At 60.1% G+C, this 24,903-nt stretch carries 27 protein-coding genes; 11 read left to right on the top strand and 16 right to left on the bottom strand.

Annotation, left to right across the window (positions count from 1 at the left end):
- Positions 1-90: 90 nt before the first annotated feature.
- Genes NCT32_RS29900 through NCT32_RS29880 form a run of 5 tightly spaced genes read right to left on the bottom strand, consistent with a single transcriptional unit; the run spans position 91 to position 3,583 of the window.
- On the bottom strand, positions 91-810 hold the full coding sequence (locus tag NCT32_RS29900; RefSeq protein WP_250490919.1) for a GntR family transcriptional regulator: 720 nt from the start codon (positions 808-810) through the stop codon (positions 91-93).
- A 20-nt stretch (positions 811-830) separates the two neighbouring features.
- Complete coding sequence (locus NCT32_RS29895) at positions 831-1,874, bottom strand: zinc-binding dehydrogenase (protein ID WP_250490918.1); 1,044 nt, start codon at positions 1,872-1,874, stop codon at positions 831-833.
- 16 nt (positions 1,875-1,890) lie between these two features.
- Positions 1,891-2,829 (bottom strand): fumarylacetoacetate hydrolase family protein, encoded by a 939-nt coding sequence (locus NCT32_RS29890; protein ID WP_250490917.1) that lies wholly within the window; start codon positions 2,827-2,829, stop codon positions 1,891-1,893.
- 15 nt (positions 2,830-2,844) lie between these two features.
- The gene (locus NCT32_RS29885; protein ID WP_250490916.1) at positions 2,845-3,306 is read right to left on the bottom strand and encodes an SRPBCC family protein; all 462 of its coding nucleotides are present in this window, start codon (positions 3,304-3,306) and stop codon (positions 2,845-2,847) included.
- Positions 3,307-3,343: 37 nt separating this feature from the next.
- The gene (locus tag NCT32_RS29880; protein WP_061119765.1) at positions 3,344-3,583 is read right to left on the bottom strand and encodes a tautomerase family protein; all 240 of its coding nucleotides are present in this window, start codon (positions 3,581-3,583) and stop codon (positions 3,344-3,346) included.
- Positions 3,584-3,933: 350 nt separating this feature from the next.
- Here NCT32_RS29880 and NCT32_RS29875 point away from each other — a divergent pair, with 350 nt between their 5' ends.
- Positions 3,934-4,977 carry a porin gene (locus NCT32_RS29875; RefSeq protein ID WP_250490915.1) on the top strand — a complete coding sequence of 348 codons (1,044 nt, stop codon included), beginning with the start codon at positions 3,934-3,936 and terminating at the stop codon, positions 4,975-4,977.
- A gap of 128 nt (positions 4,978-5,105) precedes the next feature.
- Here the strand turns inward: NCT32_RS29875 and maiA are convergent, their stop codons facing one another.
- The 5 genes from maiA to NCT32_RS29850 all read right to left on the bottom strand — a co-directional run bounded on the left by maiA (position 5,106) and on the right by NCT32_RS29850 (position 9,630).
- Complete coding sequence (gene maiA, locus NCT32_RS29870) at positions 5,106-5,747, bottom strand: maleylacetoacetate isomerase (RefSeq protein WP_250490961.1); 642 nt, start codon at positions 5,745-5,747, stop codon at positions 5,106-5,108.
- A 33-nt stretch (positions 5,748-5,780) separates the two neighbouring features.
- Positions 5,781-6,479 carry a fumarylacetoacetate hydrolase family protein gene (locus tag NCT32_RS29865; protein WP_250490914.1) on the bottom strand — a complete coding sequence of 233 codons (699 nt, stop codon included), beginning with the start codon at positions 6,477-6,479 and terminating at the stop codon, positions 5,781-5,783.
- 58 nt (positions 6,480-6,537) lie between these two features.
- Entirely contained in the window at positions 6,538-7,584 is a 1,047-nt protein-coding gene (gene gtdA / locus NCT32_RS29860; RefSeq protein ID WP_061119762.1) for a gentisate 1,2-dioxygenase, read from the bottom strand.
- 101 nt (positions 7,585-7,685) lie between these two features.
- A complete protein-coding gene (locus tag NCT32_RS29855; RefSeq protein ID WP_250490913.1) occupies positions 7,686-9,035 on the bottom strand; it encodes an MFS transporter in 1,350 nt (449 codons plus the stop codon).
- Positions 9,036-9,231: 196 nt separating this feature from the next.
- Positions 9,232-9,630, bottom strand: coding sequence for a MarR family winged helix-turn-helix transcriptional regulator (locus tag NCT32_RS29850; protein WP_250490912.1), 399 nt, complete (start codon positions 9,628-9,630; stop codon positions 9,232-9,234).
- A gap of 294 nt (positions 9,631-9,924) precedes the next feature.
- Here NCT32_RS29850 and NCT32_RS29845 point away from each other — a divergent pair, with 294 nt between their 5' ends.
- Positions 9,925-11,184 carry a flavin-dependent oxidoreductase gene (locus tag NCT32_RS29845; protein WP_061119845.1) on the top strand — a complete coding sequence of 420 codons (1,260 nt, stop codon included), beginning with the start codon at positions 9,925-9,927 and terminating at the stop codon, positions 11,182-11,184.
- A 45-nt stretch (positions 11,185-11,229) separates the two neighbouring features.
- On the opposite strand, the gene NCT32_RS29840 is transcribed toward NCT32_RS29845, so the two are convergent.
- From NCT32_RS29840 to NCT32_RS29820, 5 genes are all read right to left on the bottom strand, one after another.
- Positions 11,230-11,592 (bottom strand): BON domain-containing protein, encoded by a 363-nt coding sequence (locus NCT32_RS29840; protein ID WP_061119759.1) that lies wholly within the window; start codon positions 11,590-11,592, stop codon positions 11,230-11,232.
- Positions 11,593-11,610: 18 nt separating this feature from the next.
- Complete coding sequence (locus NCT32_RS29835; RefSeq protein ID WP_061119758.1) at positions 11,611-12,687, bottom strand: porin; 1,077 nt, start codon at positions 12,685-12,687, stop codon at positions 11,611-11,613.
- Between the two features lie 298 nt (positions 12,688-12,985).
- On the bottom strand, positions 12,986-13,741 hold the full coding sequence (locus tag NCT32_RS29830; protein WP_250478161.1) for an SDR family NAD(P)-dependent oxidoreductase: 756 nt from the start codon (positions 13,739-13,741) through the stop codon (positions 12,986-12,988).
- Between the two features lie 33 nt (positions 13,742-13,774).
- Positions 13,775-14,143 carry a nuclear transport factor 2 family protein gene (locus NCT32_RS29825; protein WP_061119756.1) on the bottom strand — a complete coding sequence of 123 codons (369 nt, stop codon included), beginning with the start codon at positions 14,141-14,143 and terminating at the stop codon, positions 13,775-13,777.
- 45 nt (positions 14,144-14,188) lie between these two features.
- Complete coding sequence (locus tag NCT32_RS29820) at positions 14,189-14,656, bottom strand: SRPBCC family protein (protein WP_053572497.1); 468 nt, start codon at positions 14,654-14,656, stop codon at positions 14,189-14,191.
- A gap of 399 nt (positions 14,657-15,055) precedes the next feature.
- On the opposite strand from NCT32_RS29820, the gene NCT32_RS29815 reads away from it, so the two are divergent.
- From NCT32_RS29815 to NCT32_RS29800, 4 genes are all read left to right on the top strand, one after another.
- Positions 15,056-15,847, top strand: coding sequence for a coniferyl-alcohol dehydrogenase (locus NCT32_RS29815; RefSeq protein WP_250490911.1), 792 nt, complete (start codon positions 15,056-15,058; stop codon positions 15,845-15,847).
- Positions 15,848-15,894: 47 nt separating this feature from the next.
- Entirely contained in the window at positions 15,895-16,914 is a 1,020-nt protein-coding gene (locus NCT32_RS29810; protein WP_053572495.1) for an aromatic ring-hydroxylating dioxygenase subunit alpha, read from the top strand.
- A gap of 84 nt (positions 16,915-16,998) precedes the next feature.
- Entirely contained in the window at positions 16,999-17,934 is a 936-nt protein-coding gene (locus NCT32_RS29805; protein WP_250490910.1) for a PDR/VanB family oxidoreductase, read from the top strand.
- An 11-nt stretch (positions 17,935-17,945) separates the two neighbouring features.
- Positions 17,946-19,409 carry an NAD-dependent succinate-semialdehyde dehydrogenase gene (locus tag NCT32_RS29800; protein ID WP_250490909.1) on the top strand — a complete coding sequence of 488 codons (1,464 nt, stop codon included), beginning with the start codon at positions 17,946-17,948 and terminating at the stop codon, positions 19,407-19,409.
- Between the two features lie 87 nt (positions 19,410-19,496).
- On the opposite strand, the gene NCT32_RS29795 is transcribed toward NCT32_RS29800, so the two are convergent.
- Complete coding sequence (locus NCT32_RS29795) at positions 19,497-20,501, bottom strand: LysR family transcriptional regulator (protein WP_061119752.1); 1,005 nt, start codon at positions 20,499-20,501, stop codon at positions 19,497-19,499.
- 246 nt (positions 20,502-20,747) lie between these two features.
- On the opposite strand from NCT32_RS29795, the gene NCT32_RS29790 reads away from it, so the two are divergent.
- From NCT32_RS29790 to NCT32_RS29770, 5 genes are all read left to right on the top strand, one after another.
- Positions 20,748-21,623, top strand: coding sequence for an NAD(P)-dependent oxidoreductase (locus NCT32_RS29790; RefSeq protein WP_061119751.1), 876 nt, complete (start codon positions 20,748-20,750; stop codon positions 21,621-21,623).
- A 9-nt stretch (positions 21,624-21,632) separates the two neighbouring features.
- A complete protein-coding gene (locus NCT32_RS29785) occupies positions 21,633-21,947 on the top strand; it encodes an NIPSNAP family protein (protein WP_061119750.1) in 315 nt (104 codons plus the stop codon).
- A gap of 97 nt (positions 21,948-22,044) precedes the next feature.
- A complete protein-coding gene (locus NCT32_RS29780; protein WP_250490908.1) occupies positions 22,045-22,890 on the top strand; it encodes a VOC family protein in 846 nt (281 codons plus the stop codon).
- Between the two features lie 51 nt (positions 22,891-22,941).
- Positions 22,942-23,307, top strand: a complete 366-nt coding sequence (locus NCT32_RS29775; RefSeq protein WP_053572488.1) for a YciI family protein — start codon at positions 22,942-22,944, stop codon at positions 23,305-23,307.
- Between the two features lie 9 nt (positions 23,308-23,316).
- The gene (locus tag NCT32_RS29770; protein WP_061119747.1) at positions 23,317-24,282 is read left to right on the top strand and encodes a fumarylacetoacetate hydrolase family protein; all 966 of its coding nucleotides are present in this window, start codon (positions 23,317-23,319) and stop codon (positions 24,280-24,282) included.
- Positions 24,283-24,903 lie beyond the last annotated feature (621 nt).

Here is a 24,903-nt window from a genome sequence, read left to right as displayed (position 1 = left end):
TGGCGCGCGAGTGGCGCGATGGCGAGGGCGGCCGTGATGCCGCGGCGTTCCTGATGAACGCAGGGAGTCAAACGCGTGCATCCTAGACGCTTACGCGTCCTGGACGCTCTTGATCAGCATGACATTTCGGGCGGTCTGCGCGATATGGTCCCGAAGGATCGCGCAGGCGAGCTCCGACTTCCGGTCAAGAACCGCTTCCATCATACGGCGATGCTCTTCGTCCGTATTGCGCGGCTCTGTCCGGTTCATGACCGAAAAACGCCGATAGCGTTCCGACTGATCGAATAGGCTCGAACACAGCGCGAGCAGGCGCGGCGACTCCGCAGCTGAGAGCATGGCCATATGGAAGAGCTTGTGACGCTCGGTCCATTCTTCGTCGGGCCAGTCGCCTCCTGAAGCCACACGCTTGCGCAGGCGCTCGAGCTGATGGAACTCTGCGACGATGCGCCCCTCCCACTCGCCGTCTCCGTTGGCGATGGATTGCGCCAGCGCGGCGGGCTCAACCAGCAGCCTGAAATTGGTGATGTCCTTGAGGTCTTCGGCGGACACGGCGGCCGCGCGGAATCCCTTGTTGTCGTCCGCCGTCACAAGTCCTTCCGCTACGAGCCGGTTCAGGGCTTCGCGAAGCGGGCTGCTCGACAGCGAATGCTCCTGTTGCAAAACCTCGATGCGTAACTTGGTACCCGGCGCGATTTCGCCGCGCAGGATGCGGCGCCGCAGCGTGTTGAATGCCTGCTCTGAAAGCGGCCGGCTCTTGCCGCCAGCATGCGGCAAGGCTGACTGGATGGTGATGGGCTCGTCGCGTTTCATGATGTCGATATTATGGCGCACTAGCTCGATAGAGGAACTTCTATATGCTGCGGCAGCAGTACGATTTTTCCAGCGATTCGCCCCTCTTCCAAGTCCTCATGCGCCCGGGCGGCGCTCGACAGCGGAAACGTGTCGGCGATCTCGGCTTGAAGAAGTCCATCCGCCGCCAGCGACAGGGCCCGGTCGAGGTCGCCGCTCGTCTGTCCTGTCGATCCATACAGCGTGAGTTGCTTCTGATACAGCTCCGTCACGTTGAGCATGACCTTTCCGCCGCCATGAGAGCCTGCGGTGACCAGACGCCCGCCCCGCGCAAGACTCGACACCGCTTGCGGAAACAGATCGGGATCGCCGATGTTCTCGAACACGACATCCACGCCGCGTCCCCCCGTCAGCACCATGACCTTCTGCACCAGGTCGGAGCGCCGGTAGTCGATGCCGTAATCCGCACCTGCGGCGACCGCACGCGCGACGCGTTCGGGTGCACCGGCCCCGGCGATGACCGTTGCGCCCAGTGATTTCGCCACCTGCACGCCCACGGAACCCAGTCCTCCGCTCGCACCCATCACGAGAACCGTCTCGCCAGGGCACACTCTCGCTTTTGTCTCCAGCAGATGCAACGCAAGAGGAGCGTGACGTGCGACGACGGCTGCATCTGCAAAATCCAGTTTCGGAGGAACGAGATGCGTGATGCGCGCCGGAACCGCGACGAATTCGGCATAGCCGCCCCATGCTGAAACGCCGAGCAGCACCGGAGGCGCGGATCCGGTCGCGGCCTTGACGAACGGCGAGGTCGCCACACGATCGCCGACCTTACGATCGACCACGTCATCGCCGATTTCGACGATCTCGCCGACCGGGTCGGCGCCGAGCACATGCGGAAGGGTTACTGGCCGGCCGTATCGCCCGGCTCTCACAGCGAGATCGAGCGTTCGATTCACTGTGACCGCGTGCACCCGAATCAGGACTTCGTCCGCTTGCGGCACGGGGCGCGGCACCTCGGCCAGTTCCAACGTTTCGGGGCCGCCGAAACGGCGCATCACGACGGCTTTCATGGTGCTTTTCATGGTGCAATCGCCTAGGTCAAGCAGAAATTTTCACGCGCAGGACGCCGAGTCCGGAGACCGCCGCATCCACCACATCGCCATTACGCAAGAATTCGCCGCGGCTGCTGCCCACGCCTGCCGGCGTGCCGGTCAGTACGAGGTCGCCAGGCCAAAGCGTGATGCGCGTCGACAAATCGCGGATCTGTTCAGCAAGCGAGAAGATCATTTTCCCGGTGTTCGAGTTCTGCTTTACGACCTCGTTGACCGACAACTGCAGGCCGAGGTCCTGAGGATCCGGCACGCGGGAGGCGGGAACGAGCCAAGGCCCGATCGGGCAAGCGCCGTCGAAACTCTTGTGCGAGAGCCAGTCCATACGGAAGGGGGAACGCTCCGACAGATCGGTGCGGCGGCTCCAGTCTCGCGCCGAAAAGTCGATAGCGACGGTGTACGCGGCGACGTGATTCAGGGCATCTTCCAGCGCGATGTTCTTGCCTTGACGTCCGATTACCGCCGCCAGCTCCACTTCCCAATCAATTGATGTTGCGCCCTCCGGCAGTCTCACGGTCGCTTCCGGACCGACGATCGAATGCGAACTCTTAAGAAAGTGCCATGAGCGATCACCGCGGGCCGCCGGCGTGCCAGAGCCCGTGATTCTGGCCATCTCTTCGGCATGGTCGGTGTAGTTCGCACCCGCGCCGTAGATGCCGCCGGGGTTTGCAATCGGCGGCAGCAACCGGACAGAACTTTGAGCCAGCGACTCGCCTGCCCGCGCGGCGTCGAAGCTGGCAAGCCACGGCTCAACGTCGGCCCAGCTTTCGAGCACCTCCTTCATCTCGGCGTATTCCTCTTTGCCGGACGCGCCCGCAAGGTCGTGAATCCGGTCGTTCACCAGCACGCCGGTTCGCGCGCCACGGCTCGACTCATACGAGACGAGCACCGGATACGCAGGAACGTTTGCGAAAGTATCTCTGTTCATCGTCGGGTCTTGTGATCAGATCTCACCGGCCTGCACGCGGCGGCGCGTCTCCGCGATGGTTGCCGAAATCGCTTCGACATAACTCTCGCGCACTTCTTCACCCTTGCGCTTTTCTTCCTCCGACCCGGCCGCGATGCCGTCGAACACCAGCGCGAATGTGAACGTCAGCGCGAGACCGCGCTCAGAATCGCTCAGGACATTCGTGATCCAGCCGTTGTCTGCCGATTCGATGCGCTGAAAGTGCACCTGCACCTCGGGCGTGAACGTGATGCGCTCGCGGACCGTCTTGCCGCGCAGCGAGATCTGGCGAATGAACCCGTCCTCGAACCTCTCGATGACCTCGCACTCCTTCATCGCGGGCACGAACGGAACCGCGTATTCGGCCTTCTGAACCAGGCCCTTCCACATCTGGGCGCGTGTTAGTTGAACGGGCTCGTTGGCCGGATTGACTTCGAAAGCTGCAGAAATGGCGTACATCGGCTGATTCTCCTTTAACGATTGAAGATGGCGGGACTCAGGATTTATCGGACGAGGCGGCGCGGGCAGCCCGGCGCCGCTCGACTTCCTTCATGGTCAGACTCTGACCGCCTACCGACCACAGTCCGTCCGCAACTTCGGTAATCGTGACGATCGTTGCGGGGCGGATGCCCTCGCCGCCCTGTCGCACGACGGCCGCAACGATGTCTTCCATGATTGCCAGTTGTTGCTCTCGGGTGAACGCACCCGCCAGATGCTGGACATTTACGAACGGCACGGTTGTCTCCTCGATAATGACTTGATCAAAGTATGCATGTTTATATGCATTCTGCAAACAAAGGGTTTGTCCCTAGCTGGGCTACTAAACCTGCTAAGACCCTTGTATGTAGCCGTCTGGCGCATTTTATTGGAATGGCAGCCATCGGTCCGGGATTAGCCTTACTTGCACAAAACAAGTTTTATGCACAAACTGGGTTGGCGTTGACGATAGGGCGATCGGTGCGGGTGCTGCGTCTGCCATACCTCCTCGCGAAGTTGCCACCGTCACATAAGAAAACCCGTTCGAAATCAGGAAACCTTCGCGCCGTCGTTTCGCTGCCAAGCGCGCATCCAAAATAGGAATACGAAATGGAGACGAAGCACTTGTTTTGCGCCGCCCTGATCGCTTGCGCCTCGCAAGCCCATGCACAGAGCGTCACGCTTTATGGTTTGCTGGACAACAGCATAGAAGTAGCAAACACTGGTGGTGGGACGACTGCGCGCATGGATCCGGGCATGTATCTAGGATCGCGATTCGGCATGCTCGGCAAGGAAGATATTGGCGGCGGCTACTCCATTAATTTTGTCTTGGAGCAAGGCATCCTCACCACGACGGGCGCGGCAAGTGTTCCGAACTCGGCCTTCGGCCGCCAAGCTTGGGTCGGACTCGGCAGTCCCTATGGCGAGCTTCGCTTCGGCAGACAGAACTCGCCTGTGTATATTCCGGTCTCCGGCGCGCTCGACGCGTTCAACGGCCTGACAATCGGTTCCGGTCTAATCAGTTTTCTTGCAATCGTCCCCCGCGTGAGCAATGCCATCTCCTACCAGTCGCCCGAGATAGCTGGTACCAAGGCGCAGTTGATGATCAGTCTTCGCGACGCGAGCAATTCGTCGCAAAACGGAATAGCTAGTTATCACATCGGCATCGAATACGCAAAAGGGCCGGTAGGTGCGGTAGTCGGCTATCAGCGCGTCGAAGACCCGGTGGGAGTTGTGTGGCCAGGTTCAAGTGCCGGCACAGTCTTGAAAGCGCTTTATGCCGGCGCCTCGTACAATTTTGGCAATATCACCTTCTATCTCGGCTACAACAACAACCGGCAATCGGACACGCCGCTAAACCGTGACGTGTTCACGGCATCGGTGCGCTACATGTTCGATCCGGCGACGTTCTTCTCCTTCGGAGCGGCACATTTGCACGACAAGTCGAACCTAGACAGTAACGCTGATCAGGTCGGCGTGATGCTTAACTATTTCCTCTCCAAGCGAACCAACGTGTACGCTGCCGCATCTTGGATCGAGAACCACAACCGCGCTACCTTCGCCATGAACGGCGCGACGACCGCGGGCATTCCCGTCGCCTATCCGGGCGCCCCCGCACGCGGAGTGCAACTTGGGATGGTGCATACGTTCTGACATGCCGATTCACGAATCGAGGTTGAGGCCACCGCGTGGATCAGGGAGATTCCCTTTGCTGACCGACCAATGAAAAAAGGCAGATCCAGTCATGGATCTGCCCTAAACCATTCTTCCACGAGCTTCCGTCAGGGCACGAAATCCGGCTGACGCGCCGGCGCCGCGCGTACGAACGCCGGATGATCCGCGGCAAATTCATACACCGCTAGGCTCCGCGTGTAGGGACGGAGGTCGCAGTCCATCCGCAAGGCGTTAGAAATTTGCGGCACGAGGCACACATCCGCGAGCGTCGGCTGCTTGCCGAAGCACCACGGTCCGGAATTATCGCGAGCGAGCATTCGCTCCACACTTTCCATGCCCTCCGCGATCCAGTGACGGTACCAGTCGCTCTTTTGCTGCGCCGTCACGCCCAGTTCCGTCTCCAGATACCGCAGCACTCGGAGGTTGTTCACCGGATGAATGTCGCAGGCAATCAGCGCAGCGAACTCAAGCACGCGGGCGCGGCTGTGCGTTTCCAACGGAATCAACCGTGGCTCAGGATGAACCTGGTCGAGATAGTCGATGATCGCGATGGACTGGCCCAGTGTGAAGCCGTCGTCGATAATAGCCGGCACCGCGGCGGATGGGTTTATGTTCGCGACGTAATCGACGGCGCGGTGCTCGCCCTTGCGTATGTTGACCGGCAGCGTATCAAAAGCGACACCCTTGAGCGCCAGCGCGATGCGCACGCGATATGACGTCGAGCTGTTGAAGAAGCTATGTAATTGCACGGCGGATCCCATGGTCGATGGACGAATGTCGCGCTACACGACGTGTACGGTCAGTTCGCCGAGGCGTTCCACGCCGACTTTCATCGTGTTGCCCGGCTTGACGGGGCCGACACCTTCCGGCGTGCCGGTGAAGATCACGTCGCCCGGTTCCAGTCGGAAGAATTTCGACAGATACGCGACCGTCTCCGCGACCGACCAGATCAGATGCGACACATCGCTCTTCTGCTTAGTAACGCCGTCGACATCGAGCCAGAGTCCGGCTTGTTCGAAGTGGCCGACGTCGCTTACCGGATGAATCGGGCCGAGCGGCGCAGAACGGTCAAACGCCTTGCCAATTTCCCAGGGACGGCCCATCTCTCGCATCTTCATTTGTAGGTCGCGGCGGGTCATGTCGAGACCGACCGCGTAGCCCCATACGTGACTCAACGAGTTCTCGAGCGTGATGTCTGAGCCGCCCTTGCCGATCACTGCAACCAGTTCGGCTTCGTAGTGATAGTTCTGGGTTTCCGACGGGTACGCAAGTTCGAGGGTCTCGTCATAGCCGACGGGCACGATGGCGTCGGCGGGCTTGCAGAAGAAGAACGGCGGCTCGCGATCGGGATCGAAACCCATTTCGCGCGCATGCGCGGCATAGTTGCGGCCCACGCAGTAAACGCGGCGTACGGCAAAGTGGGCATCGCGGCCCGCGACAGGAACCGCGACCGGTGCTTCGGGAGGGAAAACGAATGCCATGATGGTATCGACTCGAAATGGAGAAAATTGGAAGCGCAGTACGCTCGTGAATATGAATTTAGTGACGCTCTTCGCGAAGGAGATTGAGTGCGGACAGCACCGGGCGATCCGAGTAGCTAAACACCACGCTCTCCGCGGACGCATTCAACCGAACCGGTGCCCACGACGGTGCCACGAACACGTCATGCGGTGCGAAGCTGAACACGCGCTCGCCGATGGCCACCTCGCCGTTGCCTTCGACGACGCAATACACCGTAGCGTCGGTACTGCGGTAGGTGCGTCCGTTGAAGCCCGCCGGCAGGTACTGCATGAACGTGGCGATCGTCGGCATCGGCCAGCCGCCGGTCGTCGGATTCACATAGCGCAGCTTCACGCCGTCCCACTCGTCGACTGCTCCGTTGCGATACAGAGTGTCCAGCGCTTCGCGGCTGCGTGCGTAGGGGTAACTAAAGATCGGCGAGGTCGGATCGCTTACGCGATGCCGCACCGGGGCCATGTTGTGCCCGAAGCGCGCAAAGCTCTCGCCTTCCGCGCGTGACACAGGCTGCGTCTTCTCCGGATAATTCTCGGCGAAGCCTGCGTCAATCTGCGCTAGCAAGGGAATGTCCAGACCGTCAAGCCAAACGACTGGCTCGCCGCCCTCGTCGACTGAAGGATTGCCGTGGTCGTGCCAGGTCCATGACGGCGTGATGATGAAGTCGCCTGGATGCATCGTGGTGCGCTCACCATCAACCGCCGTCCACGCCCCCTTGCCCTCGACGATGAATCGCAGCGCCGACTGCGTATGGCGATGACTCGGTGCAATCTCGCCGGGTAAAATCAGTTGCAGCCCGGCGTATAGATTCGGCGTCATGCTCGACTTTCCCGGCAGCCCTGGGTTTTCGAGCACCAGCACGCGCCGCACGGCTTCCTCGGCGCTGATGACGTCGCCCGCCTGCATGACGAGCTCGCGCACTTGCGCATACTTCCAGATGGCCGGCTCGGCCTTCGGCTGCGGTGACTTCGGCACCAAGTTATGCAGCGATTCCCACAGCGGTGCCATGCGTTGCTGTGAAATCTTTGTGTAGTACGCCGCGCGCGATGCGCGGATCTGTTCCGTGGACATTGCATGTCTCCTTCTGACGTTGGTCGATCGAGTGCGACGCGTAGGAACGCCCTATGCTGCGTCTTGCTCCGCGATGAATCCGCGACGTTCATTAGCCGGCATCAGGCGCTGCCTTGCTCCAGCGCTGTGACCGCGTTGTCCGCTACCCGGCGCGCGTGGAGTGCCCATGCGGCGCCAGCGGACACGAGCGCGGGAACGCAGCCGAGCATGAACAGATGCGCGGGATCCCATCGCATCTCGAGCAAGGCGCCGCCAATGAGCGGCCCCATGATGGAGCCGATGCGCCCGACACCGAATGCCCAGCCGACACCAGTCGCGCGAATCGCAGTCGGATAGCTGCGCGCGACCAGGGCGTTCGCGGCAATTTGACCACCGACGATGCAGAAGCCCGCCGCAAGGATGGCGCAGACCATCACCGAAAAAGCGCCGTGCACATTCAAGCCGAGCAGCAGCACGGCGGCCGACGCCCCCGCATAGACAAGCGACAGCAGCGCGAACGGCCAGCGACGGTCAATAAAGCGCCCGAGCAGCAAGGTGCCCGCCACGCCTCCAACTTGGAATAGGCTGCTGGTCGTCACCGCGCGATCGACAGACAGCCCGCTTTCGCTGAGCAAAATAGGCAGCCAACTCGAAAACAGATACACCTCGAGCAGACTCATGAAGAAGATCAGCCAAAACAGCACTGTCGTGCGCGCGCGATCCTTCGAGAACAACTCGGCCACCGATGACCGGGCCGCATCACGCGCATGGCGGATGAACCGGTCGTCGGGATCGATGTCGACGGTTGGCGCGATGCGCGCCAACGCCACTACGATCCGCTCCCGCGCCATGCCCTTCGCCACCATGTAGTCGAGCGATTCCGGTAGATAGCGCATTAGCACGGGTGTAAGCAACAACGGTGCGATTCCCCCGGCTATCAGCACGCTGCGCCATCCGAAATGGCCGATCAGCGATGCCGCCACCACGCCACCCAGCGCCGCGCCCAGCGAGAACCCGCAGAACATGACCATCACGACCGTGCTGCGAATTCGTGCTGGGGCGTATTCGGACGTCAGCGCGATCGCGTTCGGCATCACGCCGCCAAGACCTAGGCCAGTCAGGAATCGCATGACGAGAAGCGCGCCGACCGAATCGACGCTTGCGGTCAGAAGTGAAAACACGCCGAACACGACCACGCTCAGGATTAGTCCGATTTTGCGGCCACGCCTGTCGGACAGCGAACCGAACAATAGAGCCCCGACCATCAGACCGGCGAGGCTCGCGGCGAACACAGGGCCGAAGGCCGACTTGCTCACATGCCATTCCGCCGCGAGCGCCGGCGCGATGTACGCGATGGCTTGGGTGTCGAAGCCATCGCAGAACACAGCTAGACAGCACAGCAGTGCCACGAGAAAGCGTGTCTTGCCGAATGGGCCTTCGTCGACGAGCCGGGTGATATCGATATGTTGCATACAGTCTCCTGCTCCGCCACGAGCATTGTTTTGACGAGGTGTCGCGACGGCCCGCATCGACTCTTCGACAGCACGCTCTCGCAATCACGAAGCGATAGTCACATTTCGGCAGACGTCTGTCAATATAGGAATGCGACGATGCATGACTGCATGCTTCGTCGCAGACCGATTGAACCGGGGCTTCAGACTGAGTGAGTTATGCGTCGGTGGATCCGACGATACTCACGCGCGTATTCTCGTTATGGTGCGTCACAAACTTCTCGAGCAATCGGAGAAAAGTGGACGCTTCTTCCGCGCTGAACGGCGCAAGCAGCGACTTACGCTCCCGTTCGGCGAACTTTGCGGCCTGGCGCAGCGCGTGCTTGCCGTCCGCCGTAATCAGTATTTCGACCTTGCGCGCGTCGAGCGGACTGGGCGATTTCATCGTTAAGCCGCGTTCGGTGAGCAGCTTGATGACGAGCGCAGTGGTTGACCGGTCAAGACCGATCAGACGTGCGACGCCGATCTGACTCATCGGCCCGGCTACGTTGAGAATATAGAGCACGCCATACTGACTTGGCGTCAGATCGATCGGCGCGCACGCCTCGATGAACATGTCCATCGCAATCTGGTGCGCCCGGCGAATCAAAAAGCCCGGGCGCCGATAGAGTTCATCGAGCGCCGGGTCGGAAGTGGGCGATTGGGCGGTTCTCTTTGTCATTCCGCGTAAGGGTTATAAGGTCTGTGCCGAGCAAGTTTAACCTAGCGCTTGCAGCAAGCTCGTCTAGTCTTCCGAACGTTGTTGACACGGCGCACGGCTCTCACTAATATTCGGCAGACGTCTGTCAATTATCGCCGATGCCAAGAACTGGTGTCGTTCGTGAATCGCACGATTGTGCACGGAGGAGATATGTCAAAGGAATGTGAAGTCGCGGTGATCGGTGCGGGCATCGGCGGATTGACGCTCGCGCTTGCACTGCACGATGCAGGAATCAGTTGCCGCGTATATGAAGCGGTGCCAGAGCTTCGTCCGCTTGGCGTGGGCATTAACGTGTTGCCGCATGCCACGAAGGTGTTGGGGCGTCTCGGCCTTAACGAACGGCTGGCTCAAGTCGCAGTGGCAACGAAGGAAGCTGCCTTCTTTAACAGACACGGCCAACTGATTTATCGTGAGCCGTCGGGCGTTGCTGCCGGCTATGCGACACCACAGTTCTCGATTCATCGCGGAGATCTCCAAACCACGCTCTTGGAAGCGGTACGCGAACGCCTCGGTGACGATGCCGTCGTGCTCGATCGTAAGTGCGTTGGTGCATCGAGTTCGGATGACGAAGCCATCGTCAACTTCGTGGATTCGAACGATCGCGCGTACGCCGTTAGAGCTTCGGTTGCCGTCGCATGTGACGGCTTGCATTCGGCGCTGCGCAAGCAGTTCTATCCGGATGAAGGGGCGCCGCGTTACTCGGGCGTGAACATGTGGCGCGGCGCGGTTCACTGGAAGCCCTTTCTCAGCGGCGCTACGATGGTGCGCGCCGGCGCGCTGGTGCCAGGCGTCGGCAAGATGGTCATTTACCCGATTCGCGACAATGTCGACGAACAGGGCCGTCAGCTCGTGAACTGGGTGGCGGAAATCAATGCGCCACAGCCTGCGCGTCGCGACTGGAATGGTGCCGGACGCCTTGAGGATTTCTTCCCAGCGTTCGCTGACTGGCACTTCGACTGGCTCGACGTGGCGGCCATGATCGAATCAACGGAAGGCATTTTGCAGTTCCCGATGGTGGATCAAGACCCGCTGCCGCGGTGGACGTTCGGTCGGCTCACGCTGCTTGGCGACGCGGCTCATCCGATGGTGCCGCGTGGTTCCAACGGCGCGGGTCAAGCGATCGTCGATGCCGATGTGCTCAGCGCATATCTCGTCGACATCGGCGTCGGTCCGGAGGCACTTATGGCTTACGACAGGGAACGCGTGAAGGCGACGGGCGAGGTGGTGCTTACCAATCGCAAGGCGCCGCCCGACAAGATCCTGCAAGTGGTGCATGAAAGGACGAATGGGCAGCCGTTCACGTCGCTTGCAGGAATTATCGACGAGGCCGAGCTTCAGAGTATTACTGCGAGTTACAAGCAAGTTGCCGGTTATACAGTGAAAGGACTGGAGGCTTCGTCCGGCGCCTAAGGTAAAGCACGACAGGTCCCTCGCTATACGCGAGGGACGCTGCCTTCACTGCCCAGCTGCCTTTACTCGTAGTGCGTTATTGACCGCCTCCACGCCGGGTGTATCACGCGCGGCAGCGACGACGAGCTCTATCTGACCGGCCTCCGGTACCGAACCTCCAAGCGTGATCGTACCGTTTTTCGCGACCACAACGATATTGAGCACGTCGATGCCCTTCACCTTCGCGAGTCGGCTTCGCACCGTTTTCGCGAGCCGTCGATTGGCAAGTCTTGCTTCTCTTGCCGACGGGACCGCGCTGGACGGGGCAACATCCGACGCAACCGCTTCATTACCCTGAGCGCTCACGCCCCCGATTCCCGCCAGCGAAAGCAGGACAGCCAAGCCGGCGCTCATGTGCTTTCTGTTCATGCGTTATCTCCCGCCAAATTAAAACATGTGCCGAACGCCGATTGCGCCGCCCACCGAGGTACCGGCTCCCTCTTTCAGCGCGCCATTGACGGACAGCCCGGTAGTCATCGCGCCGTGATTGTTGACGACGGCTACCTGACCGTACAAGGTGGTGGCCTTTGACAAGTAGTAGTTAATCCCCGCGGATCCGAGCAATGAATGGTTGGCCGTGTTATTGCGGTCGCTGGCGTACCAGACGCCAGCGTTCACATCGATTTCAGGAGTAGCCAGAAAATCGGCGCCTCCGCCCCAGACGTTATTGCTCATTGCGCCAGCGACCTTGTAGCTCGTGTAGGAAGCTTTGACCGTCAGTTTCCCGAAGCGATAGCCTCCGCCGATCATCCGGCCGGCGAATTCAACGGTCGTAGGCACAGGAGTCGAGGCCGCAGTGCCGCCTGCATTACCGTTGTAAATCGAAGCGGCGAGCAGCAGGCTTCCGTTGTCGTATTTCACGCTGGCTGAGTACTGCTGGCCGGCTTGGAAATCGCCTGGCGAGCCACCAAATGCATACATGACGCTCGCCTGTAGACCAGCCATGACCGGGGTGGTGTAAGAGATCGCGTTGGCGTTGGCCAGGCCTGTCCCCACCACGTTGTCAATGTAATGCACGACGCTGGTGCCGAACGGTGCGAGGCCACGTGGATCAAGATCATAGAGAGTCAGAAAGAAGGGGGAGAATTGCAGACCCATCTTCAAGTTGCCGATATCGCTGCGCAACTGCATCCAGGCTTGCCGACCAAAAAAATTGCCATTGGAGCTGTTGTACCCCCCGTTGGTCATGTTAATGCCGCTTTCCAGATCGAAATCGAGCTTTAATCCCCCGCCAAGATCCTCGGTGCCCTTCAAGCCGAATTGCGAAGGGGAAAGACCGCTATCAATCAATGCAAATTTCTTTCCTGTTCTATTCCCCGATGAATCAATCGATTTACTAGAGTAGAAAAATCCGCTATCCACAATCCCATACAGCGTGACATTGCTTTGTGCTTCAGCATGCGTACTGCACACGCAAACACCTAAGGCGGTCGCCACGTGCGCCGCCGATTTCCTCTTTAACATCGACCGTCTCCTCCTGTATATGCGTTACAAGATTGGTCTTATCTTTTTCACTTGATCAAGGCAGGCTTGAATGATTTCCGAAGTGGATGGATGGCTTGCTCCACCTGTCCAGAGAGACAGACGGCGATTCGATTCTATGGGTGTGCGCTTTGATAAACCATTCGCTACGCTCTAAGGTTCGATACAAATCCGGTCTATATCGCGAGCCTTCGAAGGCCAAAAAAAACGCTTCCGGGACTCACGTTGCAACGTGAGCCAGGAAGCGTCGAAGGGTGACCGGACTGCGAATGTTTATTGGCTACAGCGCGAGATATCCGCCGTCGACGGCGATTTCCGCCCCAGTAACGAATGAAGACTGATCGGAGAGCAACCAAACCACGGCGTCTCCGACCTCGTGGGGCGACCCGAGACGGCCGATTGGATGTCGCGACTCGAGCTGAGGCAAAAGGTCCGAGAACTGCGGCTGACTAATGAGCGACTCAATCATCGGCGTGCGGATAATGCCCGGTAAGACCGCGTTCACACGAATACCGCGAGCACCGTATTCGACCGCCGCGCTTTTTGTGACGCCGAGAACCGCAGCCTTGGATGCGCAGTATTCCGCCGCGTTCGGAATCGCCACACGGCCGAGACCCGACGACGTATTGACGATTGCGCCGCCGCCCGACTTCAGCATCGCAGCGATCTCATGCTTGAGGCAGAGGAAGACGCCCTTCAGGTTAACGTCCATCACGACGTCCCACTGCTCCTCGGTCATCTCATGCAGCGCCGCATTACGCTGTTCGACGCCCGCGTTGTTGAACGCCCCGTGAATGCGTCCGAACTTCGTCACGGCACGCTCGACCAGCGCCGCAACGTCGGGTTCCCGCGCCACGTTCGTCTTGACGGCCATTACCTGCACGCCAGAGCGCTTCAGGTACTCCGCGGTTTCCTGCAGGCCCTCTTCATCGAGATCGGCCAGCGCGAGTGAAGCGCCCGCCTCGCCCAATGCGTACGCCGCCGCACGCCCGATCCCACGCGCGGCGCCCGTGACGATGATCGCCTTGCCATCCAATGGATGTTGCATTTCATCCTCCGGGTTAACGGGCTAGTGCATCTGAGGAGCAAAGACAGGGGAGAGGTCGGTATAAATGCGGTAATCGTCGATGCGGCCGTCCTCGGCATGATGCAGGATCACGGAGCACGGCACTTCGATAGCACCGCCATCGTGCCGGGTGTAGACCGTTCTGAAGCGCAATACGGTCGTTTCATCGATTTCCCATTTGCCCGTCATTTCGTGATTCAGTCCGGCAATGCTCGCGTAGAAGCCGCTGACACCCTCCTCCACCTCACGCTTTCCCTTCAACGGCGTGGCATTGGCGAACTGGAATACCACGTCATCTGCGAGATTCGAGAGGAAGCCTTGCACGTTCTTCGCGTCGATATCGGTGAACATTGCTTCGATATTGCAGCGCATATCTGTCTCCTTTCTTGTAATTGCTTGCCGCGGTCGGGCGATCGTTCAAACCTGCGTTGTAGCATCCTCGCGAATGCGTCGCAGCGTGGTGCGAACGGCGTCTAGGTAGGCTTGCTCCATGCCTGCTGCGAATTCCGCTTCCTTCTTACTACCCGGCTCCTCGCCCTCGAGCACAATATCGAACGTGAAGCGCAGCGATAGCGTGCCGTCGGCATCTTCCTCAATGATGTTCTTGATCTGTCCTTTCGCATGTCCCGAGAGGCGCACGAACTCGACACGCTCCTGCGGGAAGAACAGGATCAGCTCGCGCAGGGTTTCCCCATGGAGCACGACTTCACGAATTAAACGGTCCGGCTTCTGTTCGACGATGTCGCACTTCTCGATGGCTTCAACGTATGGCACGGCGTTCTCCGCCTTGCGGACCAGACCTTCCCACACTTGCTGACGATTGAGACGAACCTTTTCGGAACCGTCTGCAGGATTGACTTCCAGCTTGCGGCTGACGCTGATCATTACTGTCTCCTTTGAGTGAAATATGGTTCTGCAGCGATGGACACGTTCCATGCACTGGATTTGATTCTAGGTGGGCCATGCTGGAACAACCATTGGCGCGGCCAATATTCAGCTATCGATCACATTTATTCGCGACTTCTGTGGTTATTCGGCTCTACGGCACCATCCCGGCTTGCATCTTCGGCTCGTATAAACGGCATCGAACGTGCGCTATCAACCTCGTTATATGGACTCGTCAATCAAGCGCTTCGACAATCATTACATCGCCGCATCGCAAGACTGCTACTTCGAGTGCGACCGGCCGATACAGACATAGAACGAAATAGATCAAGAGACACATCATCAAAGTGAAGCTGGAAAAGAAAGCTCAGCCACTTCGCTTCTGAAACAGGAGAACACATGTCAGCGTCCCAATCCGGGCAGCTGAAGACGGTTGCGATCACCGGCGCCGCGTCCGGTATCGGTGCGCACACCGCTCGTCTGCTTATCGCACAGGATATCGAGGTCATTGCACTCGATCGTCACGCACCCGACTTCGACGTCACCCGTTTCATCCAGATCGATCTTGCCGACCCGCTGTCGATCGACGCCGCCGCCGCTCAATTGCCTGGCACGCTCGACGGGTTGTGTAACGTCGCGGGCGTTCCCGGCAATGCGGGAGGCGACATCGTTGCCCGTGTGAACTATCTCGGCCTGCGCCGGCTCACTGAAGCCGTATTGCCGAAGCTCCGCGCAGACGGCTCCATCGTCAATGTGGCTTCTACGGCCGGCCAAAACTGGCAGGCGCGGCGCGCGCTTCACGTCGAGCTCGCGGCCACCCGCGACTTCACGGAAGGTCTGCAGTGGCTCGAACAGCATCCGGTCCCGGACGCGGGCGCCTACGCGTACTTCAAGGAAGCGCTGATCGTCTGGACCATGGCGCGCGCCACGACCCTGCGCAGTGCCGCTGGCATCCGCATGAACTGCATCAGCCCGGGGCCGACCGACACGCCGATCCTGAAGGACTTCCGTGCATCACTCGGTGCCGCGAACGTCGACGACGCGATTCGCCGTGCAGGCGGGGTCGGCACGCCGGAAGCGATGGCGCCCGCAATTGTCTTCCTGCTGCAAGCGCAAAGCGCCTGGATCAATGGCGTGAATCTGCCGGTCGACGGGGGCTTGGTCGCCGCCCGCATTCTCGACCCCGTCTGAGGTTGCTCCCTCCTGTCGCCTAATCACTCTAATCAAGGTTGAAAAGAATGTTCCTCAAGAATTCATGGTATGTGGCTGGCTGGAGCAACGAGATCCAGCGCTCTCTGACGCAACGCTGGATTATCGGCGAGCCGCTCGTGCTGTATCGCACCCAGGCAGGCAAGGTTGTCGCGTTGACGGACCGCTGCCCGCACCGGCGCGCGGCGCTCTCCAAGGGCAATCTGATTGGCGATACCGTGCAATGCGGCTATCACGGCGTCACGCTCGATTGCAGCGGCGCGTGCGTGGCCATTCCGGGCCAGCAGCAGATTCCTCCTTCCATGAAGGTCCGCACTTATCCGGTGGTCGAAAAGTGGCAATGGATCTGGGTCTGGATGGGCGATCCCGAGGCCGCAGATGAATCGCTGATTCCTGATTTCCGCTACAACAGCGAGCCGGGCTGGGTTTCGACCGGCGGTTGCATCGACGTGAAGGCGAACTATCAGCTTCTCACCGACAACCTGCTGGACCTCACCCACGAGACGTATGTGCATACGCGGACCATCGGTACCAACGAGATCGTCGAAACGCCGATGACACAGCGTGTCGAGGGCAACGAAGTGCATGTGCAACGAATCATCAAGAACGCCCCGCCGCCGCCCCTGTTCTCGCGCGTTCGCAAGCTCGAGGGCAACATCGACCGCTGGCAGGTCATTCGCTTCCAGCCGCCGGCGAGCGTGACCATCGATGCGCGCGCCTATCCGGCAGGCACCGACGATCTCGAACGCGGCTTGCGCTGGTTCTCCGTCAACACGATCACGCCCGTCGACGCGCGCACGAGCAAGTACTACTGGACCATTACGCGCTGCTTCGCCCAGGACGACGCGGAGGTCACGAAGACGATTCATGACTCGATCTACACCACGTTCATGGAAGACGTCGAGGTTCTGGAAGCTCAGCAGATCATGATCGACACCGACGATTCGATGAAGGCCGAAGTTGGCGTGCGCGCGGACGGCGGCTCGGTTGCGGCACGCCGGATCGTCGAGAAGCTGGTGAAGCAGCAATCGACCGCGCTGGCGTCGTGAGCGGGCCGCGTCAGTCAGGCGGCGGTTAGGTGATACCCGGGAGTAAAGCGTATGAAAGACAGTCAACAGCTAGTCGTCTCCGAAGTGCTGCAGGCGACGGCTCGCATCCGCCGCTTTGTTCTGCGCCATCCGCAGGGCGATGCGTTGCCAGCCTTCGAGGCAGGCGCGCATCTCGACGTATCGATTCCCCTCGCGACCGGCGAGCTGGCGGTGCGATCGTATTCCATCGCGAGTTCGCCCGCGGACCGCAGCCACTATCTGCTTGGCGTCTTACGCGAGGACGCGGGAAAGGGCGGGTCCGCTGCGATGCACGGACGCGTGCAGGCCGGGCAGCTGTTGACGTGCAGCCTTCCGAAGAATCACTTTCCGCTCGTGCCGGAATCGCCCCATCATCTTTTGGTAGCAGGTGGCATAGGCATTACGCCGATCCTTTCAATGGTGCATGTCCTTGCCGCCCAGGCGCGCACGTTCAGCATCCACTATTGCGTGCGCAGCGCAGATGACGCGGCGTTTGTCGACGAATTGAAGGCCCTTGCCGGCGACAAGCTGACACTCCATTGCGACGGCGGTGACCCCACCCGTGGCGTGGACCTTGACCTCCTGCTGCGCAATGCGCCTGCGGGCGCGGACGTCTATGTATGCGGTCCCCGCGGACTGAACGAAGCCGTAATCGGCGCGGCACGGCGTGCGCATTGGCCGGACGAACGAATCCACTTCGAGTTCTTCGGCGCAGCGGCCCCCGCCGACGGTGACGCCGCCTTTCGAGTCGTGCTTCAGCAAAGCGGGCAGACGGTCGAGGTAGCAAGCGACGAGTCGATTCTCGATGCGCTAATCCGCCAGGGGGTCGAACCGATTTACGACTGCAAGCGCGGCGAGTGCGGCCTATGCGCGACTACGGTGATCGAAGGCGAGGTCGACCATCGCGATTACGTGCTTTCTCCCGATGACAAAACCAGCCGCAAGCAAATGTGCGTGTGCGTGTCCCGGGCACGGTGCGGCGACCTGACACTGGACTTGTAATCAAGGAAACAATGAAATCGAACCATCAAACCCTGTTGCACGACCGCGCTTATGTTGGTGGCGAATGGGTCGCTGCCCTGAGCGGCGAGACATTCGAGGTCCGCAACCCAGCCACCGGCGAACTCGTCGGCACCGTGCCACACATGTCGGCCGAGGATGTCGAGCACGCCATCACGAGCGCGCAACGTGCATTCGACGAGTGGAGCGAGCGCACGGCCACAGAGCGTGCCGGGCCGCTTAAAAAGTGGGCGCGTCTCATTGTTGACCATGCGGACGAACTCGCAGCAATCCTGACGAGCGAACAGGGCAAGCCGTTGTCGGATGCGAAGAACGAGGTGATTTTCGCAGCGTCCTTCGTCGAATGGTTCGCGGAAGAAGCGCGTCGGACCTACGGCGACACTATTCCTGCTGCGCGCCGCAACATGAGTTTCACGACGGTGAAGGAGCCGATCGGCGTGACCGCGGGCATCACGCCGTGGAACCTGCCCTCTGCGATGGTTACCCGCAAGGCCGCGCCCGCGCTCGCCGCTGGCTGCACGATGGTGCTCAAACCCGCCGAGCACACGCCGCTGTCCGCACTCGCGCTGTGCGCACTCGCTGAACGCGCGGGGATTCCGCCAGGCGTGCTCAACGTCGTCACTGCTGACCGCAGCGCGGCCGAGGCGATCGGACGGACGCTGACCTCCAGCGAGGCAGTTGGCAAATTGAGCTTCACGGGATCGACCTCAGTTGGCAAGATCCTCTCCGCGCAATGCGCGGCGACGATGAAACGGGTATCGCTCGAACTCGGCGGCAATTCGCCGTTCATCGTTTTTGCCGATGCCGACCTCGACGTCGCCGTGTCCAGCGCACTGTTCGCCAAGTTCCGCAATGCTGGCCAGACGTGCATCGCGCCGAATCGCTTTCTGGTCGAGGCTTCTGTGCACGACGAGTTCGTCGCGCGCATGCTCAAGGCGATGGAATCGCTCAAACTTGGCGACGGCACGGAGGCTGGCGTTACGCTCGGCCCGGTCATCAGCGAGGAGGCGCTTCGCAAGATCGAGCGGCATGTCGAAAACGCGCTGGAACTCGGTGCATCTCTTCTTGCCGGCGGCAAGCGTGCTCAGCGCAAGGGCCACTTCTTCGAGCCCACCCTGATGAGCGGCATCACCGAGTCCATGGCGATGTCGTGCGAGGAGACCTTCGGGCCAGTGCTGGCACTCGCCACTTTCAGCGACGAGCGCGAATTGATCGCACGCGCCAATGCCACGCGCATGGGCCTCGCATCCTACCTGTTCAGCCGTGACGCTTCGCGCATCCACCGCGTGTCCCGTGCATTGCACGCGGGCATCGTCGGCATCAATACTGGCATGATCGCAACCGAAGTCGCACCGTTCGGCGGTTACAAGGAATCAGGGGTTGGCCGGGAAGGTGCGCGTGAAGGCATCGACGAGTTCATGGAGACAAAGTTCCTCTGCCAAGCATTCTCCGCGTGACGCCATTCGATAGCCCGCAGCAAGACGCATCGCTAAGCACTTCTAGCTCGTTGAACAACCATGCCACGGGTGCACTGCACCCATGGCTTAGGCCTGGTAGCGAGGTTCGTCACCCATGTCTGACGGCTGGAAGGGCTTGGCAAGAACTTCGAGGTCGCGGTCGCCTGACATCTCTCGGCCACCTGACATCGGTTTTGAGATTTCCTTGCGAAAGAGGTCGACAATTAACGACCGGAACCAGCGATTTGCTGGGTCGTGATGGTAACGGTCGTGCCAGTACAGCGCGATCTCGAACGCTTCGAGCCCGAGAGGCTCGGGCCGGTACGTCAATGGAAAATGACGGCTCAACGTGGCGGCGAGGATCTCGGGCGCTACCCAGATGAGATCCGAACTCAGTAGGCAATGTGGCGCGGCAAGGTACTGCGGGATGCGCACTTTTATGCGGTTCTTGGCCCCTGCTTCGAATAATGCCCGTTCGAGCAACAGATGCCCGCTGCCGCCGTATTCGACCAGCAAATGATCGAGCTGACCGAATGCATGCGCATCCAGCGTTCCGTGTGCGAGCGGATGACCTTTTCGCATCACGCAGACATAACGTTGCTTGAAAAGCGGTTTGCGGTGAATGTCCTGCTCAAGCGTCGGCAGATAACCCACCGCCACATCGATCCGCCCGTTACCGAGCGCTGGAATCGTGTCTTCGATGCGCGTGAACATCGTATGCAGTTTGATGTCGGGCGCTGTACGTTGGAGCTCTCGATATAGCATCGGCAATAGGACGACCTCGCCGATGTCGCGTGTCCTAATGGTGAACGTTCGATCTGATTTCTCGGGCCGAAAGGGCTGTGGCACGCCTGTCGTGCCGCGCACAAGGTTGAGCGATTCGATCAATGGCCCGGCTAGCTCCAGCGCCACTGCGGTCGGCTCCATCCGCCTTCCGACAAGCACAAAAAGCTTGTCTCCGTACGTTTCCCGTAACCGTTTGAGCGACGCACTGACGGCGGCCTGCGTCAGCCCGAGATTCTCGGCCGCTGCCGTGACGGACCGATCACGCCACATGGCCTCGAAAACGTAAAGCAAATTGAGGTCTTTCATTTCTGCCAGCTGTCTCTCACTTGAAATGCTCGACTCGTTGCAGCTATTAATCCAGTTTATAGACGACCGGTGGCAGGCATGCACTGGGGTTTACACGTCTGCGCCGAAGTTCCCGTTCAGAACGGCCCTCGGCGGGCTATAAATCACATTTATCCATTTGAATAAGCGCCACTTCCTCGACGGCGTTCAACCTCACGATCAGAATTTCGTCAAACACATCAGATCGATAAAGAAGGAGACAGCGGCATGAAGACAGTGGGAATGATCGGCCTAGGGCAACTCGGCCTCCCCGTTGCGTCCAATCTGGTCCAGGCCGGAGCGCGTGTGCTGGGCGTTGCACGTGGCAGCATGGAGGAATTCCGCAATATAGGCGGCGTTGCCGTTGCAGATCCTGCGACGCTTCTGCGCGACGCAGACATCGTGCTGCTCTGTCTGCCTGGCGAGGAGGCGCAGCTTGAGGTACTCGGCGGCGAGCACGGACTCCTGGAAGCGGGCGTGCGAGGCAAGATTGTCGTCGAGCTCGGCACGTACAGCCTTGCATTCAAGCTCGAGATGCAACAGCGCCTGCGGGACGCCGGCCTTGATTTGCTCGAATGCGAAGTGAGCGGCTCACCGCCGATGGTGCTGCAGAAGAAGGCGGCACTCTTCGTCGGCGGATCACAGGAACTCTACGCCCGCTGCAAGGACGTGCTCGATCTGATCGCGCCGACCCAGTTCCACCTCGGACCGATCGGCGCCGCGCTGAGCATGAAGCTGATCGCGAATGCGCTCCTCGCAGTGCATACCCTCGCGGCCGCTGAAGCGATGAATCTCGGCGTGCGCGCGGGCATCGATCCGCATGTGCTGGTGGAGGCGATCGGCAAAAGCGCGGGCGCCTCGACCATGTTCAACATCCGCGCTCCGATGATGGCGGACCGGCGCTTTGAGCCCGCGCCAGGCCCCTTCACGGCGTTGGAGAAGTATTTACATCTTGCCTCTGAAATGGCGGGCGAGACCGGCAGCGCCATGCCGCTCTTTTCAGCCGCTGCACCGTACTTTCGCCGTGCCGTCGATCAGGGCATCGGGCAGAAGGACATCTCAGCGGTCATCACATTACTCGAGCAAGAGTCCAGAAACGCGTGAGGATATTTCATGATCATCGAGCAACGAACCTACACCCTTAAGCCCGGAACCGTGCAACCGTTCCTCGCGCTCTATCAGTCCGACGGACTTGACGTGCAAGCCCAAGCGCTCGGCAACCTGGTCGGGTATTTCGTCACAGAGACCGGCGAGCTTAACCGTGTCGTACAGCTGTGGGGCTTCGAGACCTTCGAGGACCGCCTTCAACGCCGCCGGGCGCTGTCGCAGTCCGAGGCGTGGCGGGCTTTTCTCACAAAAGCCGGGTCATATGTAATCGAACAGCGCAGCGAACTGCTGATGCCTGCGCCCTTCTCTCCTATCCGCTGAGGCCGACATGATCCACAGCCTGAACCACATAGGACTGATCGTTCCTTCGCTCGAAATCGGTCGAGCTTTCTATGAATGCGCCGGCCTCGAGACCCGCATGTCCGAAGGCCATCTGGTTTGTCGTTGCGAAGGTCGCGACCAGGACCAAGTCCGTCTCATTCAAGGTCCGAAGAAGCGCCTCGCTTATGTATCGTTCGGCACGCCAAAGTGTGGCCTTGCCGAACTCCGCGCGCGGCTCGAAGCGGCTGACGTTCAACTGCACGATGCGCCTTTTGCCGTGCCCTTCGACGGCATCTGGTTCAAGGATCCGGACGGCGACTGGATCAACGTGCAGGAGGCCGACGATGTGCCCTCGACGTTGCCCGCCCCGGTAGAAGTGAATTCACCGCAGCGCTACCGTCGTCTCGGCGTGCGGGCATGTGATGCAACGTCGTCGCAAAAGCGCACGCGTCCGCGCCGTCTCGGGCACCTCATCAAGTTCTCGCCGGACGTCGACCGTGCCGTACGTTTCTATACCGACGTGCTCGGCCTGCTGATTTCCGACCGTGCTTTGGACATCATCGCGTTCATGCGCTCGCCATTCGGTGGGGATCATCATATGCTCGGCATCGCCAAATCGTCGCATACCGGCTTACATCACATGAGCTTCGAGGTGAGCGACATCGACGAGATCGAAATGGGCGCTCAGCACTTGCTCGCCTCCGGATACCGCGACGGATATGGCCTCGGACGGCACGGCGCCGGATCGAACTACTTTCACTACATTCGCGACCCGTGGAACAGCATGATCGAATACTTTTGGGATATCGACGTGATTCCCGAAGGCGCGGACTGGACACCGATGGGTTCGACGGAGAATGAAGTACGGGCCGTACTCGAAGCAGTCTGGTCGGGCATGCCGGCGCCCAAGGAATTCATCATGAACTTTGAAGAACCCGATTGATCGCGCTGTCTTGCGTCCCCCACGACTGTCACCTGAATCTTCGAAGCGACCATGAGCGACCTTCAGACCGTTCTGCGAAACATGCTCAACAAGACGTTCTACGTTGCGTTGCGCAAGCCACTCGATCTTAAGCGCGTGGCCGATGTGCTACCGCGCCATATCGAGTGGATGCTTGAGGCCGAGCGTACCGGCGAAGTCTTCCTCTCGGGGCCGTTCACCGGCGACGGCCCGCCCGGTTCGCAAGGGGGCATGAGCATACTGCGCGCGCCGTCGATCGAGGAAGCGCAGCGCCTTATTGCACAAGATCCCTTCATCGCCGAAGGCGTGTTCGAAGCGGAGTTGAGGCCGTGGCTTTTGATGGAAGGAAGCCTCAACTGCACGATCACCCTGTCAAACCAGAGAGCCAGCATCGACTGAGAGCATGTGATGACTTATCAGCTTTTCACCTACATCGACTCGTCAGGCGCCACCTGTCCGGGTCTCCTGCATCGCGGACAACACTTCAGCCTCCGGGCCCTCAACTCTGCATGGGCGGGTCCTGCGCTCTTTGATCGCTCGGACGCCGGTATCGATGAACTGATCGGAAACTGGGCGGGCGCTCACGCGCAACTGGAGGCCCTGGTCCAGGCGTTGGACAACGCCGCCTTTGACAGTGCGCCCGCGCGGCTTCAGGCGGACGCCCTCTCGTTCGACGCACCGGTCACCCGCCCCGGTGTCATTTACGCATGCGGCGCAAACTATCGGGACCACGTGGAGGCCATGGCGCGCGCATTCAACATGCGCATCACGCTCGACCCACGCGGGGACGGCATTCCGCCCTGGCATTTCATCAAAGCCGGACGCGGCACGCTAGCGGGTCACCGCCAGAAAGTCAGGTATCCGGGCCACACGCAGTTGCTGGACTGGGAAGCGGAGCTCGCAGTGATCATCGGCAAGCGCGCGGACAACGTCGCGGTCGAAAACGCCCTAGACTACGTGGCGGGCTACAGCATCGCGAACGATCTATCGGCGCGGGATAACCTTAAGCGCGACAAGGTGGACGAATCGTCGCCGTTCCGTTTCGACTGGATCGGCCACAAGTGCTTTACCGGCGCATGTCCTCTCGGACCTTACTTCACGCCAGCCCAGTTCGTGGCATCGCCGGAAAAGCTCGGCATCAAGCTCTGGCTCAACGATGCGATCAAGCAGGACTCGAATACGTCAAATCATCTCTACTCCGTGGCCGACCAGATTGCTTACCTGAGCCAGCGGATGACGTTGTTTCCCGGCGATATTCTGTTGACCGGCACCCCGGCCGGCGTTGGCATGGAAACTGGGACGTTCCTCAAGCGCGGCGACGTCATGAAGGTATGGATCGAGGCGCTCGGCGAACTCGAGACGACAATCGTCTGATAATACTACGCGGACTGCGTCAATCTGGCGCCTCCGCATTTATGTGGCCGACATTTCGTGCCTGCGCCGTAAATCGAACATCCGATCCGTGCGGCGAACCTCGCATCACGCTAGCGGCAGCTGCCGCGATATGGAGAGATCGATGAACGACTGGAAACATTCCCTGCGAAAGACAGTTGAGTATTGGCTTTCGCCGTCCCCTGCTGCGCTCGTGCGCATACTGCGGTTTAAGAATCGTGGACGCACGAACGAGTGCTTCGTGAAGGTCATAACCTCGGAAAGCGGCAGGGCTGCGGAAATGTACTTCTTTCGGCACGATGACGGCACCTGGCGCGTCTTCCCACCGCGCCGCTCATTCCCATCTCTGACCTATCCCAGATTCGCGTAGCGCCGGACCCGCGGACGCCTCACCCGGTACAGCATGCTCGTTTTACAGGGATTCCATATGGATTTCCTGGTCAAGCCGACCACAGTCGATTTGGCCGCTTCATGTTGTACCCCGCTTTTCTTTGAGGTCTGGTGTGTAGAGCGCTATAACCGCCTGCGACTCTTGGTCTGAAGGAGCCGGAGCGTCGATGTGAGCGCGGTCGAATCAATACTGTATCGTCGCGGGTCGTTACG

Origin of the sequence: Caballeronia sp. INML2, assembly GCF_023631365.1 — a bacterium.
GTDB lineage: Bacteria > Pseudomonadota > Gammaproteobacteria > Burkholderiales > Burkholderiaceae > Caballeronia > Caballeronia turbans.
The sequence above is the reverse complement of the archived record's forward strand: the minus strand, read 5'-3'. Positions and strand labels throughout refer to the sequence as shown.